At 65.3% G+C, this 14218-nt stretch carries 9 protein-coding genes and 1 pseudogene; all 10 read right to left on the reverse strand.

The features are described 5' to 3' along the window. Positions 1-29 precede the first annotated feature (29 nt). The 10 genes and pseudogenes from urtD to DK261_RS17530 all read right to left on the reverse strand — a co-directional run bounded on the left by urtD (position 30) and on the right by DK261_RS17530 (position 14149). Complete coding sequence (gene urtD, locus DK261_RS17485) at positions 30-890, reverse strand: urea ABC transporter ATP-binding protein UrtD (RefSeq protein WP_038582464.1); 861 nt, start codon at positions 888-890, stop codon at positions 30-32. After that, on the reverse strand, positions 887-1966 hold the full coding sequence (urtC, locus tag DK261_RS17490) for an urea ABC transporter permease subunit UrtC (RefSeq protein WP_110176066.1): 1080 nt from the start codon (positions 1964-1966) through the stop codon (positions 887-889). The genes urtD and urtC overlap by 4 nt, the downstream gene beginning before the upstream one ends. Continuing rightward, on the reverse strand, positions 1966-3468 hold the full coding sequence (gene urtB / locus DK261_RS17495) for an urea ABC transporter permease subunit UrtB (protein ID WP_110176067.1): 1503 nt from the start codon (positions 3466-3468) through the stop codon (positions 1966-1968). The genes urtC and urtB overlap by 1 nt, the downstream gene beginning before the upstream one ends. A gap of 176 nt (positions 3469-3644) precedes the next feature. After that, positions 3645-4910, reverse strand: coding sequence for an urea ABC transporter substrate-binding protein (urtA, locus tag DK261_RS17500; RefSeq protein WP_009046748.1), 1266 nt, complete (start codon positions 4908-4910; stop codon positions 3645-3647). Between the two features lie 409 nt (positions 4911-5319). Beyond that, positions 5320-6330, reverse strand: coding sequence for an iron ABC transporter permease (locus tag DK261_RS17505; protein ID WP_038630492.1), 1011 nt, complete (start codon positions 6328-6330; stop codon positions 5320-5322). Next, a complete protein-coding gene (locus DK261_RS17510) occupies positions 6327-7298 on the reverse strand; it encodes an ABC transporter substrate-binding protein (RefSeq protein ID WP_110176068.1) in 972 nt (323 codons plus the stop codon). The genes DK261_RS17505 and DK261_RS17510 overlap by 4 nt, the downstream gene beginning before the upstream one ends. Positions 7299-7542: 244 nt before the next feature. Then, positions 7543-8083 (reverse strand): annotated as a pseudogene (locus DK261_RS17515) (ABC transporter ATP-binding protein); the annotation flags it as partial. A 105-nt stretch (positions 8084-8188) separates the two neighbouring features. Beyond that, entirely contained in the window at positions 8189-10315 is a 2127-nt protein-coding gene (locus tag DK261_RS17520; protein ID WP_110176105.1) for a TonB-dependent siderophore receptor, read from the reverse strand. Between the two features lie 171 nt (positions 10316-10486). Next, positions 10487-11869, reverse strand: coding sequence for a PepSY domain-containing protein (locus tag DK261_RS17525; RefSeq protein ID WP_110176069.1), 1383 nt, complete (start codon positions 11867-11869; stop codon positions 10487-10489). 144 nt (positions 11870-12013) lie between these two features. Then, positions 12014-14149 carry a TonB-dependent copper receptor gene (locus DK261_RS17530; protein WP_110176070.1) on the reverse strand — a complete coding sequence of 712 codons (2136 nt, stop codon included), beginning with the start codon at positions 14147-14149 and terminating at the stop codon, positions 12014-12016. Between the last annotated feature and the right edge of the window lie 69 nt (positions 14150-14218).

Genomic DNA, 14218 nt, shown 5'->3' on the forward strand with positions numbered 1-14218 from the left:
CTTGAAGCTTGCGGCTTGAAGCTGGCCGATCATCTGCCCAAATAGACTTCAACGACACGTTCATCGGCCTGCACCTGTTCCAGCGACCCTTCGGCTAGCACGCTGCCCTGGTGCAGCACGGTGACGTGGTCGGCGATCGAGCCGACGAAGCCCATGTCGTGCTCCACCACCATCAGCGAATGCTGGCCCGCCAGGCGCTTGAACAGCTCGGCGGTGAACTCGGTCTCGGCGTCGGTCATGCCCGCCACCGGCTCGTCGAGCAGCAGCAGTTGCGGGTCCTGCATCAGCAGCATGCCGATCTCCAGGAACTGCTTCTGGCCGTGGGACAGCAGGCCGGCCTGGCGCTCCACCGAGGCGGTCAGGCGAATGGTTTCCAGCACTTCGTCGATGCGGTCCTTCTGCTCGCCGGAGAGTTTCGCCCGCAGGCTGGCCCATACCGACTTGTCGGTCTTCTGCGCCAGCTCCAGGTTTTCGAACACGCTCAGGGCCTCGAACACCGTGGGCTTCTGGAACTTGCGGCCGATGCCGGCCTGGGCGATCTGCACCTCGCTCATCTGCGTCAGGTCCAGGGTTTCGCCGAACCAGGCCTTGCCGTGGGTGGGCCGGGTCTTGCCGGTGATCACGTCCATCAGGGTGGTCTTGCCCGCGCCGTTGGGGCCGATGATGCAGCGCAGCTCGCCGACGCCGATGTACAGGTTGAGGTCGTTGAGCGCCTTGAAACCGTCGAAGCTGACGCTGATGTCTTCCAGGGTCAGGATGGTGCCGTGGCGGGTGTTCAGGCCCTTGCCGGCGGCCTGGCCGAGGCCGATGGCGTCGCGGCTGCTACCCGCGTCCTTATTGGGTTCGAGGATGGGCTCAAGCATGAAGTCAGCCGTCGCAGTGACTCTCATTGTTCACCTCGTTTTTTCAGCAGGCCGATTACACCTTTAGGCAGGTACAGGGTCACGACGATAAACAGCGCGCCGAGGAAGAACAGCCAGTATTCCGGGAAGGCCACGGTGAACCAGCTCTTCATGCCGTTGACCACGCCGGCGCCGAGCAGCGGGCCGATCAGCGTGCCGCGACCGCCCAGGGCGACCCACACGGCGGCCTCGATGGAGTTGGTCGGCGACATTTCGCTGGGGTTGATGATGCCCACCTGCGGCACGTACAGGGCGCCGGCCAGGCCGCAGAGCACTGCGCTCAGCACCCAGACGAACAGCTTGAAGCCGCGCGGGTCGTAGCCGCAGAACATCAGGCGGTTCTCGGCATCGCGCAGCGCGGTCAGCACCCGGCCGAACTTGCTCCGGGCCAGGCGCCAGCCGATGTACAGGCTGGCCACCAGCAACAGCACGGTGGCCAGGAACAGCACCGCGCGGGTGCCCGGCTCGGTGATGCCGAAGCCGAGGATGGTGCGGAAGTTGGTGAAGCCGTTGTTGCCGCCAAAGCCGGTCTCGTTGCGAAAGAACAGGAGCATGCCGGCGAAGGTCAGGGCCTGGGTCATGATCGAGAAATACACGCCCTTGATCCGCGAGCGGAAGGCGAAGAAACCGAACACCAGCGCCAGCAAGCCCGGCGCCAGCACCACCAGGCACATCGCCCAGAGGAAGCTGCCGGTGCCGCTCCAGTACCAGGGCAGCTCGCTCCACGAAAGGAAGGTCATGAACGCCGGCAGGCTGTCCCCCGCGGCCTGGCGCATCAGGTACATGCCCATGGCGTAGCCGCCGAGGGCGAAGAACAGGCCATGGCCCAGGGACAGCAGCCCGGCATACCCCCAGACCAGGTCCAGGGCCAGGGCGACTATGGCGTAGCAGAGGATCTTGCCCACCAGGGTCAGGGTGTAGGCCGAGACGTGCAGCGAGTTGTCCGGCGCCAGCAGCGAGAGCAGCGGCAGGGCCAGCAGCACCGCCAGGATCAGCGCGCCGACGGCGACCGAGACCTTGGGCCCGGCTTTCTGGCTGGCGGTAATGAGCAATGGTTGATTCATCAGTCGATCACCCGTCCTTTCAATGCGAAGAGGCCTTGCGGACGTTTCTGGATAAACAGAATGATCAGCGCGAGGATCAGGATCTTGCCGAGCACGGCGCCGATCTGCGGTTCGAGAATCTTGTTGGCTACCCCTAAGCCGAATGCGGCGAACACGCTACCGGCCAACTGGCCGACGCCGCCGAGCACCACCACCAGGAACGAGTCGATGATGTAGCTCTGGCCCAGGTCCGGGCCGACGTTGCCGATCTGGCTCAGGGCCACGCCACCGAGGCCGGCGATGCCGGAGCCGAGGCCGAAGGCGAGCATGTCGACCCGTCCTGTCGGTACGCCGCAGCAGGCGGCCATGTTGCGGTTCTGGGTGACCGCGCGCACGTTCAGGCCCAGGCGGGTCTTGTTCAGCAGCAGCCACGTGAGGACGACGACAAACAGCGCGAAGGCGATGATCACGATGCGGTTGTAGGGCAGCACCAGGTTGGGCAGCACCTGGATCCCGCCGGACAGCCAGGCCGGGTTCGACACCTCGACGTTCTGCGCGCCGAACACCAGGCGCACCAGCTGGATCAGCATCAGGCTGATGCCCCAGGTGGCGAGCAGGGTTTCCAGGGGCCGGCCGTAGAGGTGGCGGATCACCGTGCGTTCCAGGGCCATGCCGATGCCGGCGGTGACGAAGAACGCCACCGGCAGGGCGATCAGCGGGTAGAACTCGATGGCCTGCGGGGCGTAGCGCTGGAACAGCAACTGCACCATGTAGGTGGAGTAGGCGCCGAGCATCAGCATCTCGCCGTGAGCCATGTTGATCACCCCGAGCAGGCCGAAGGTGATCGCCAGGCCCAGGGCCGCCAGCAGCAGGATCGAGCCCAGGGACATGCCGCTGAAGGCCTGGCCGAGCACTTCGCCCACCAGCAGCTTGCGCTTGACCTGGGCCAGGCTGGTTTCGGCAGCAGTGCGCACCCCGGCATCGGCTTCCACCCCGGGTTCGAGCAGGCCTTCGAGGCGGGTGCGGGCCAGCGGGTCGCCGGTTTCACCCAGCAGGCGTACCGCGGCCAGGCGCACGGCCGGGTCGCTGTCCACCAGTTGCAGGTTGGCCAGGGCCAGGCTCAGGGCGTCATGCACGCCCTGGTCCTGTTCGGCGGCCAGGCTGGCATCGAGGAATTTCAACTGCGCCGGCTTGGCGCTTTTCTGCAACTGCTGCGCGGCGGCCAGACGGATGTTGGCATCGCTGGCGAGCAGTTGATGGCTGGCCATGGCGGTGTCGATCAGGCCGCGCAGGCGATTGTTCAGGCGCAAGGTCTTGGCTTGCCCATCGACGGTCAGATGGCCTTGCTGCAAGGCGCCGAGCAGTTCGAGGCGCGCCGGGTCGGGTTGCGCGGCCCAGCTTTCCAGGAGCCTGGCCTGTTGCGTGGCGTTGGCCGCGACGAAGTCTTCGGCATCGCCGGCCCTGGCGGCCAAGGGCAGCAACAGCAGGCAGGCGAGAATGAAACGGTAGAGGGCAGTGGGCATATCGATGTCCTTGAAAGGTCCGGATGACCTCGCGGTACACCCGGACACCTGTAGGAGCGAGCTTGCTCGCGATGAGGCCCGCAGGACCTCCAGCGGTGATTGCTCTTGCGACCGCTTCGCGGTCGATCGCGAGCAAGCTCGCTCCTACAGGGAAGGCGTCAGACCTGAGGTCAGGATCAGTTGCTCTTCACCGCGTAATCCGGCTTCTTGTCGTTGCCCGGGATGAACGGGCTCCACGGCTGGGCGCGGATCGGGCCTTCGGTCTGCCAGACCACATTGAACTGACCGTCCGGCTGGATCTCGCCGATCATCACCGGCTTGTGCAGGTGGTGGTTGGTCTTGTCCATGGTCAGGGTGTAGCCCGACGGTGCGGCGAAGGTCTGGCCGGCCAGGGCTTCGCGGACTTTGTCGACGTCGGTGGACTTGGCTTTCTCCACCGCCTGGGCCCACATGTGGATGCCGACGTAGGTGGCTTCCATCGGGTCGTTGGTCACGGCTTTATCCGCGCCCGGCAGCTTCTTGGCCTTGGCGTAGGCTTTCCAGTCGGCGACGAACTTCTGGTTCACCGGGTTCTCCACGGACTCGAAGTAGTTCCAGGCCGCGAGGTTGCCCACCAGCGGCTTGGTGTCGATGCCGCGCAGTTCTTCCTCGCCCACGGAGAAGGCCACCACCGGTACGTCGGTGGCTTTCAGGCCCTGGTTGGCCAGTTCCTTGTAGAACGGCACGTTGGAGTCGCCGTTGACCGTGGAGATGACTGCGGTCTTGCCGCCGGCGGAGAATTTCTTGATGTTGGCGACGATGGTCTGGTAGTCGCTGTGGCCAAACGGGGTGTAGACCTCTTCGATGTCCTTGTCGGCCACGCCCTTGGAATGCAGGAACGAGCGCAGGATCTTGTTGGTGGTGCGCGGGTAGACATAGTCGGTGCCGAGCAGGAAGAAGCGCTTGGCGCTGCCGCCGTCTTCGCTCATCAGGTATTCCACCGCCGGGATCGCCTGCTGGTTAGGCGCCGCGCCGGTGTAGAACACGTTCGGCGACATCTCTTCGCCCTCGTATTGCACCGGGTAGAACAGCAGGCCGTTGAGTTCCTCGAACACCGGCAGCACCGACTTGCGCGACACCGAGGTCCAGCAGCCGAACACCACGGCGACCTTGTCCTGGGTCAGCAGCTGCCGGCCTTTCTCGGCGAACAGCGGCCAGTTCGACGCCGGGTCGACCACCACCGCCTCGAGCTTTTTACCGTTGACGCCGCCCTTGGCGTTGATCTCGTCAATGGTCATCAGCGCCATGTCCTTGAGCGAGGTTTCGGAGATCGCCATGGTCCCCGACAGCGAATGCAGGATGCCGACCTTGATGGTCTCGGCGGCCTGGACGGTCCAGGTCATGCCCATCGCGGCAATGCTTGCCGTGAGTGTGAAAGCCTTGATCAAGCTGCGACGCTTCATTGTGCGATCTCCATGAACTTATGAGTTTTCTTGGTTGGCAGATGCGGACTACTGAAGGGCTGTTTTGCAAGGGGTGTGCCTAGTCGGCACAGGGCATGAAAACGTCGCTTTTACGGAGCAGGGGAGAAAGCTGGCGCACCAATGCGGGGCCATCAGGCGTCTTTGGTGCGGGCGAATGCGCTCCGTTGGTGCTGGTGGCGACCGCCTTTGTAGCCGCTGCCGCAGGCTGCGATCGCGACCGAAGGGCGCGCAAGGCTTCAAGATCGCCGAAGGCCTTCGGCCTTATCGCAGCCTGCGGCAGCGGCTACAGGGCAGCGTCCGCTAAACCGTGCGCATTGTTCTTCTGCAGGAGCGAGTGGGCGGCGATCCGACTTGCCCGCGATGGCGGCGCATCAGGCACACCGCTTTTTCAGCGGCGGCGCATCAGGCCGATAAAGAACAGCCCACCGATGGCCGCCGTGGCCACGCCTATGGGCAGGTCTTCGGGGGCGATCAGGGTGCGGGCGGCGACGTCGACCCAGACCAGGAACACGCTGCCCAGCAACACGCACACCGGCAACAGCCGACGATGCTCGGCGCCGACCAGACGCCGGGCAATATGCGGCACCATCAGCCCGACGAAGCCGATGGAACCGCTGATGGACACCAGCACCCCGGTCATCAGCGAAGCGATCAGGAACACCCGCAGCCGCACATTGCGGGCATTCAGGCCGAGGGTCACCGCGGTCTGCTCGCCGGCCATCAGCGCGTTCAACGGCCGCGCCATGCCCAGCAGCAGGACCAGCCCGAGCAGCACGCTGGCCGCCGGCACCGCCAGCAGTTCCCAGCGCGCCAGGCCCAGCCCGCCGAGCATCCAGAACATCACCGCCGAACTGGCGCGGTGGTCGCCCATGAACAGCAGCAGGTTGGCCACCGCCATCATCACGAAGGACACCGCCACCCCGCACAACAGCAGGCGGTCGCTGTCGAGCCGGCCATGGCGCGCGGCGATGCCGAGCACCAGCAACATGCTCGCCAGGGCACCGATAAAGGCGGCGATGGGCAGGGTCAGCAGGCCGACGATTTCACCCACATGCAGCACCACGATCACCGCGCCCAGGGTGGCGCCGGAGGTCACGCCGAGCAGGTGCGGATCGGCCAGCGGGTTGCGCGTCACCGCTTGCAGCACCGCGCCGATCAAGGCCAGCCCGGCGCCGACCAGGGCGCCGAGCAGCATGCGCGGCACGCGGATCAGCCAGACGATATGTTCCTGCCCGGCGCTCCAGTCCACCTCGCCCAGGCCGAGGGCCTTGTGCAGCAGGATGCGCCAGACCACGTCCACCGGCACCCGCGCCGAGCCGAAACCCAGGGACAGTACGCAGGACGCCAGCAACAACGCGCCGAGGGCAGTTAGCAGCAAGGCATAACGACGATCGATCATGCGCCGTGGAAACCCTTGGCCAGGGTTTGCACCGCTTCGACGTTATCGATGCCCGGCGTGGCCTGCACGTAGGGGATCACGATGAAGCGCTGGTTGCGGATCGCGTCCACCGATTGCAGCGCCTTGTTGTTGAGCAGGAACTGCTGCTTCTGTTCGGCGCTGATCTCGCTGTAGTCGACGATCACGATCACCTGCGGGTTGCGCTCGACCACGGTTTCCCAGTTGACCCGGGTCCAACTGGCCTCCACGTCGTCGAGGATGTTGCGTCCGCCGGCGGCGTCGATCAGCGCCTGGGGCATGCCCAGGCGGCCGGAGGTCATGGCGCGGTCTTCGCCGCTGTCGTAGAGGAACACCCGAGGTTTTTCCGTGGGCAGGTCCTGCTGGATCGCGGCGACCTGTTGCTGCATGTCGGCGATCAACTGGTTGGCGCGGTCCTGCACATCGAAGATCCGCCCCAGGTTGCGCAGGTCGTTGTAGGTGTCGTCGAGGCTGGCCGGCGGGCGCTTCATCACGAAGGCGCAGGACTCGGTCAGCTCCAGCACATTGATGCCCAGCGGCGTCAGGGTCTGCGGGGTCAGGTCGCCGCCGACGCGCATGCCGTAGTCCCAGCCGGCGAAGAAGAAATCGACATTGGCGTCGAGCAGGGTTTCCACCGACGGGTACTTGGCCGCCAGCTCCGGCAGGCCGTCGAGGATGGTCCGCATCTCGGGCGTCACCGCCTTCCAGCCGCTGATGCCGCTGTAGCCGACCATTCGCGACTTGAGGCCGAGGGCGAGCATCATCTGGGTCATGTTGATGTCGTGGCTCAGGGCGTGTTTCGGCGTTTCCTTGAAGGTCACCTCGCGGTTGCAGCTGTGGATGGTCAGCGGGTAACGGGTGGCTTCGGCGCAGGCCTGGCCGGCGAGCAGCGACAGGGCCAGGCACAGGCTGGAGCGAAACAGGCTGTTGAGTGAGACGCGCAGGGTCATGGTTGGGTTATCCAGGTGATTCGTGGGTAGCCGGACAGCGGGTGTTGGTCGACCAGGGCCTGGACGCCGAACACCTGCTGCAGCAGTTCGCGGGTCAGCACTTCGGCCGGTGTGCCGCTGGCGACGATGCGCCCGTGATCGATCACATACAGGCGATCGCAGAAGGCCGCGGCGAGGTTCAGGTCATGGATGCTGGCGAGGGTGCCGATGCCCAGGCGCTTGACCCGTTGCAGCAGCTCCAGCTGGTAGCGTGGGTCGAGGTGGTTGGTCGGCTCGTCGAGGATCAGCAGTTGCGGTTGCTGGGCCAGGGCGCGGGCCAGGATGACGCGCTGCTTTTCGCCGCCGGACAAGGTAGCGAAGGCATGCGCCTCGAAACCCAGCAGGCCCACCGACTCCAGCGCCTGGCGGGCGATGGCGCGGTCTGCGGCGCTGTCGCCGTCGAACAGGCCCTTGTGCGGCGTGCGGCCCATGGCGACCACTTCTGCGACGGTCAGGCCGAAGGCCTCGGGAAACTCCTGCAACACCACGGCGATGCGTTGCGCGCACCAGCGCGGTGTCTGTTTCCAGACGTTGTAGTGATCGAGCCGGACTTCGCCCTGGTCCGGCCGGCTGAAGCGATAGCTGCAACGCAGCAGGCTGGTCTTGCCGCTGCCGTTGGGGCCGATCAGCCCGACGAACTCCCCCGGCGCCACGCGCAGGCTGGCCTCACGCAGCTGGAACTGGTGATGACAGTGGCCCTGGCCCAGGGGCGTCCAGGCCAGGTTGGTGAGGTTCAGCGAGGTCATGCGGTTGCTCTTGAATACGGGGTGATGCGACAGGCGTCGTCGCGGGCAAGTCGGATCACCGCCCGCTCTGTAGGAGCGAGGCTTGCCCGCGATGGGGCCATCGGCTCAAAACTGATAATCGGCGGTCACGAAAAACGACCGCGGTTCGCCGAGGATCCATTGCTGGCCCTCATTGTATTGGCTTTGCGCGTACTGCCGGTCGAACAGATTGTTCAGCTGCAAACCGAAGGTGGTGTTGCGCAGGGCTTTCCACGACAGCACCGCATCGACCACGGTGTAGCTGGGCAGTTCGTTGCGGTTGGCCAGGTCGGCATAACGGGCATCGACATAACGCACCCCGGCGCCGGCTCGCAGGTTATCGGTCACCGCCTTGTTCAGCCACAGGTTGGCGGTGCGCCGCGGCACGTCCACCGGGCGATTGCCACTGCGCGAGACGAACCGGTTGCCGACCTGCTCTTCGAAGTCGTCGTACTGGGCCTTGACGATGGCGGCGTTGGCTTGCAGCTGCCAGGCGTGCGGCAGTTGCAGGTCGAGGCTGGCTTCCAGGCCGCGTGACGACTGCTGGCCGACCTGTTGCTTGAGTGTCGGGTTGCCCGGGTCGTCGGTCAGCAGCTTCTTCTTGACGATGTGATAGGCCGCCAGGGTCCACTCGCCGCGCTGGTCCCAGAACATCTGCTTGAGGCCGATCTCGCTCTGCCGGGCGCGGGCCAGGTCGTATTGCTGCTGGCTCGGGCTCAGGGAAATCAGGCCGCCGACGCCGTCGGTACTGGTGGCGTACTGGCCGTAGAACGAAGTGTCCGGCGTCAGGGCGAACACCAGGCCGACCTTCCAGTTGTTGCCGGTCAGGGTCTTGTCGCTCTGGCTGCCGTCCACCAGGTTGTCGCGATCCACCTGCACGTAGTCGCGGCGCACGCCGGTCACCAGCGACCAGCGCTCGCTCAGTTGGGTACGGTTTTCGGCGAAGGCCGACATCTGTTTGGTGGTGCTCTGGAACTGCGGGCGATAGGCCGAGGCGCTGTCGAAACGGCCCTTGTCCGGGTGTTGCAGATCCAGCGGCTGGCCATCCGGCAGCGCATCGTTGAACGGCGAGTTGCTGTTGAGCTGGAAGCGGATGCGGTTGTAATCGACCCCGGCCAGGGTCTGGCTGTCGAGGCCGAACAGGCTGTGCTTGAAGGTGAAGGTCTGGCGATCGCCGACCTGCTCCTGCTGGTGCTTGATGGCGAAGTTGCCGCTGCGCAGAAGCTGCTGGCCGGCGGTGTCCCAGTTGTAGTTTTCGGCGTTCTGCCAGCGCCGTTGGGCCTTGAGGTAATACAGCTCGTTGCTGGCGCTGACGCTGTCGGAGAGCTGCCACTCGCTGGTCAGGCGCGTCCACTGATCGTTGTAGTGCTGCTTGTCGTTGCCGATGTTGTAGTTCTTGTCCCGCAGGCCCTCATGGAAGCGGCCATTGACCAGCGGGGTGCCGAAATAATTCATCGGCTGCTGGTCGCCGTAGTCGTGGGCGAGGGTGAAGGCCAGGTCGTCCGTGGCCTGCCAGCGCAGCGCCGCGCTGATGAAGTCGCTGGCGCTGTCGCCGCGATCGATCCAGCCGTTGCTGCGTAGGCGGTTGAGGTTCAGGCGATAGCTCAGGGTGTCGCTCAGCGAGCCGCCGCTGTCGAGGGCCTGCTGCTGGCTGTCGTAGGAGCCGTAGCCGAGGCGCAGGTGGTTTTCGATTTCGCCGGCGAAGGGTTTCTTCGGAATCACGTTGACCACCGCGCCGGTGGCGCCTTCGCCATACAGCACCGAGGCCGGGCCGCGCAGCACATCCACCCGTTCCACCGACCAGGTGTCCACCGGGAAGGTCACGGTGCCCATGCCGCTGTACAGGCGATTGCCGTCATACAACTGCATCACCGAACCCTGGCCGGTAAAACCACGGGCCGACAACGAAGTGCCGCCGTCGCCGGGTGTGCCGGTACGGCTGATCCCGGTGCCGCGCGACACCGCGTCCTGCACGCTGCGGTCGCCACGCTGGCGAGTGCGCTCGCCGCTCAGGCTCTCGGTGCTGGCCGGGGTTTCCAGGGCGCTCAGGCCCAGGCGCGAGCCGGCGGTGGTCGGGGTTTGCAGGCTGATGTCCTGGGCGTCGATGGCGGGCGCGCTGATGGTGCCGGTGGGCAGCGTCAGCGGTGCGTCGTCGGCCTGGGCGGGCTGATTCAGGGCCAGCAGGCAGAGGCTGGACGCAAGGTACTTATTTATTGAGGGGCAGTTCATTGGGGCGGTTGAATCGCTTCTTCGAAAGGAATACCCGCAGCCTTGGCGCTGCGGGTAGGGATCTTACACGAAAGTGTTATAAAGTAACATTATGCGTGTCGGAAATTGAAGCGACAGCAGTCTACAGATCCCTCTAAACCGCGCATCTCGCCTGATTCATGATGAAGATGAGGCCGATTCAGCCGAGCGGTTCCAGCGCGACAACAGCAAGCGATCCAGCAGCCACACGGCCACCAGCGAGGCCCCGACCAGAGGAAAGGCCACGGCCAGCGCCAACATGATCGCCATCGCGGTTTTCCATTTCGGCAGGTCGTGGCGCAGCGGCGGTACGCCAAGGCGTCCCTGGGGGCGGCGCTTCCACCAGATCACCAGGCCACTGACGGCGCTCAGCAGGATCATCAGGCAGATCAGCAGCACCACGATCTGGTTGAACGGGCCGAACATCTTGCCTTCGTGCAGCATCACCCCGACTTCGGTGGCGCGGGCGACGTTGCTGTACTGCTGCCAGCGCACATCGGCCAGGACCTTGCCGGTGTATTGGTCGACATGCAGGGTGGCGTCGTTGCGCGGGTCGTCGGCGAACACGGCAATGGTGAATACGCCGCTGGCGGTGGTCGGCAAGGTGATGCTGTAACCGGCTTCGACCTGGCGCTGGGTGGCGATGTCCTGCACCTGCTGCAGGCTGATCACGGGCGCCGCCGGGCCTTCGTGCGCGGCGCCGTGGGCCATGTGCTCGGCATGGTCGCCGGACATCGGCATCGGCGTGTTCTCCATGGCCCAGGGCACGGTCTGGCGGCTGGCGGTGTTGAGTTCGCCAGCCTGCTGGTCGGACTTGGGCACGTCATTCCACATCGCCGCCGGAAAGCGGTTCCACAGCTCGGCGTATTGCTTGCCCCAGAAGCCGGTCCAGGTCATGCCGCTGAGCAGCATCAGCAGCAGGAACGCCGCGCCCCAGAAGCCGACCACCGCATGCAGGTCGCGCCACAGCACGCGGCCGCGGCTGCCCAGGCGTGGCCACAACACCCCGGCCGACGACTTGCCGCGCGGCCACCACAGGTACAGCCCGGACACCACCAGGACGATGCCCCAGCCTGCCGCCAGCTCTACCAGGCGGTCGCCGAGGGTGCCGATCATCAGCTCGCCATGAATGGCCCGGGCGATGGCTTGCAGATTGTTCTTGGCGTCCTGCTCGCCAAGGATAGTGCCGTGGTAAGGGTCGACGAACACATTGAGTTCACCGCCTTCCTTCTGCACCACGAACTGCGCGCTGCGCCCGGCTTCGAGCGGCGGCAGGTACTGTTTGACGTGGCCCTGGGGATACGCGGCCTGGACCCGCTGGAGCTGCGCATCGGCGCTGAGGATGTGGTGCCCCGCCGGCACCTGCAGCAGGTGGCTATACATCAGTTGGTCGAGCTGGGGTTTGAACAGGTAGATGATCCCGGTCAGGGACAGCATCACCATGAAAGGGGCTACGAACAGCCCGGCGTAGAAATGCCAGCGCCAGGCCAGGTTGTAGAACGACACTTTGGGTTGGCTCATCAGGGAATGCTCCGCATGGGCAATTGTCTCTGTAGCCGCTGTCGAAGGCTGCGATCGGCCCCAACGGCCGCAGCGTATTCAAGATCGCTGAAGGCCTTCGGCCTTATCGCAGCCTGTCGGCAGCGGCTCCATTTCTTGTTGTGTTTAGAAGCTCAGGTCCACCTTGGTCCAGAGCGTGCGCCCCGGTTCGTTGATGGCTTGCGGGTCATTGGCCGGGTAGCCGAACCCGGCGTTGCCGGCCAGGTTCAGGTGCTCGGCGTAAGCCTTGCCGAACAGGTTGTCGACGCCGGTGCTGACCTTCAGGTTCTTGTTGATCCGATAGGCGCCGTTGAGCGAGAACACGCCGAAGCCGCCGCTCTTGCCGAAGTCCTTGCCGACCACGTTGCCCTTGTTTTCGTCGATGCGGTTCTGCGCCGCCACCACCCGCCACAGGGCGCCGGCACTCCAGTTGTCCTCGCTGTAGGTCAGGCCGAAACGCGCGTCCAGCGGCGGCATCTGCGGCAATGGCGTGCCGTCACTGCTGTTCTTGCCCCAGGCATAGGCCAGGGTGGCGTCGGCCTTCCAGTTGTCGGTCAGCTTGTAGGCCGCGCCGAGTTCGCCGCCCATGATGCGGGCGTCGATGTTCTCGGCTTGCGAGGTCATGCCCATCATTCCCGGGCGGTAGTTGAACAGGATGTAGTCGCGCACCTGGCCGATGTAGCCGGAGGCCCAGGCTTCCAGTTCGGCGGTCTTGTATTGCAGGCCGAAGTCGAGCTGGGTGGTCTTTTCCGGCTTGATCGAATCGAAGGCGTTGAGCGATCCGGCCGGGCCCATTTTCGGCGAGAACAGCTCCCAGTAATCCGGGAAGCGTTGCGCGTGGCCGAGGCCGGCGTAGACCGTGGTCGGGCTGTCGGCCAGGTCATGCTCGTAGCGGATGAAACCGCTGGGCAGGGTGTCGGCGCGGGTATCGCCAGCGGTCGGGTTGGGCCGGCTCATCATTCCTGAACCGATGCGCTGGCGGTAATCCTTGGCCGAGGCGCGGTCCACCCGGGCGCCGCTGATCAGCCGGTCGCGGTCGGCGGCGTACCAGGTCAGCTCGCCGAACGCGCCGTAGTTGTGGAAGTCGGCGTCCTTGGTGCGGGGCTGGTCCTTGTAGGTGTCGATGCCCATGGCGCTGCGCTGGCGGTGTTCGTTGGTCTGCGCATCGATACCGCTGATCAACTGCACGTCGGCCCAGCGCCAGGTGGCCTTGATCCGCGCGCCGAGGGTGCGGCGGTCGACGTTGCTGGCCATCGGGCCGGCCATCATCCCGGTGCCGGACGGCGTGCGCAGGGTGTAGTTGTCCATCACATGGTCGGCATAGTTGTAGTAGACCTGCGCCTCGACCTTATCCAGTACCTCGCCGATATTGGAGCGCTCGAAACGCAGCCCCAGGCTTTCACGCTTGAACTGCGAACCGTCCATGCCGCGCCCGGCGTAACGCGCTTCGCCGTCGCCCTTGCCGGCGGTGAATTCCAGCAGGGTGTCGGCGTCCGGGGTCCAGCCGACGGCGACGTCACCGTTCCACTTCTCGTAGCGCGACGGCACGGTGTCGTTGTTGCCGTCCTTGTAGTCGTCGGAATGGGCCTGGTTGCCAATCACCCGCACGTAGCCCAGCGGCCCGCCGGCGGCGGCATCCACCACCTTGTCGAAGCGGCCGTTGGAGCCGGCCAGGACGCTGGCGTTGACCCGGGTACCCAGCTCGCCAAAGTTTTCCGGCTCGCGGTCGAAGAGGATGGTCCCGGCCGAAGCGCCCGGACCCCAGAGCACGGTTTGCGGGCCCTTGATCACCGTCAGCTTGTCGTAGGTTTCCGGCGAGATATAGGAGGTCGGCGCGTCCATGCGGCCAGGGCAGGCGCCGAGCATCATGCTGCCGTTGGTGAGGATGTTCAGGCGCGAGCCGAACATGCCGCGCAGCACCGGGTCGCCGTTGGTACCGCCGTTGCGCACCAGGGCGAAGCCGGGGATGGTTTTCAGGTAGTCGCCGCCATCGCTGGCCGGGACCGGTTGGCGCGGATCCTTGGGGTTGGTGACCACGGTCAGCGGCGAGCTGGGGGCGATGGCGGTGATCACCGTCGGGCTCAGTTCTTCGCCGTGCAGGCTGTGATCCACCGGCTGTTCGGCCGCCAGGGCCAGTGGCGTGAGCAGGGCGCCGCACAGGACGGCGATGGCATGGCTGAAACGTACGCGAGGTTCGTTCAGGGCAAAGGTAGCGCAGGCCTGGGCAGAGCACAGGCGAGTGTCAGCAGAAAACCTGGACATAAAGGTTCCATCAATCATTTCGTAAACAACACGGCCAGCAGCCTGCGGCTGTCTTTTCTACAGTCGGCC

This window comes from Pseudomonas sp. RW409, assembly GCF_003184125.1.
Taxonomy (GTDB): domain Bacteria; phylum Pseudomonadota; class Gammaproteobacteria; order Pseudomonadales; family Pseudomonadaceae; genus Aquipseudomonas; species Aquipseudomonas chlororaphis_I.

Coding starts and splice junctions, on each gene's coding strand:
- urtD (WP_038582464.1), bottom strand. CDS start 890: ATGAGAGTCACTGCGACGGCTGACTTCATGCTTGAGCCCATCCTCGAA.
- urtC (WP_110176066.1), bottom strand. CDS start 1,966: ATGAATCAACCATTGCTCATTACCGCCAGCCAGAAAGCCGGGCCCAAG.
- urtB (WP_110176067.1), bottom strand. CDS start 3,468: ATGCCCACTGCCCTCTACCGTTTCATTCTCGCCTGCCTGCTGTTGCTG.
- urtA (WP_009046748.1), bottom strand. CDS start 4,910: ATGAAGCGTCGCAGCTTGATCAAGGCTTTCACACTCACGGCAAGCATT.
- DK261_RS17505 (WP_038630492.1), bottom strand. CDS start 6,330: ATGATCGATCGTCGTTATGCCTTGCTGCTAACTGCCCTCGGCGCGTTG.
- DK261_RS17510 (WP_110176068.1), bottom strand. CDS start 7,298: ATGACCCTGCGCGTCTCACTCAACAGCCTGTTTCGCTCCAGCCTGTGC.
- DK261_RS17525 (WP_110176069.1), bottom strand. CDS start 11,869: ATGAGCCAACCCAAAGTGTCGTTCTACAACCTGGCCTGGCGCTGGCAT.
- DK261_RS17530 (WP_110176070.1), bottom strand. CDS start 14,149: ATGTCCAGGTTTTCTGCTGACACTCGCCTGTGCTCTGCCCAGGCCTGC.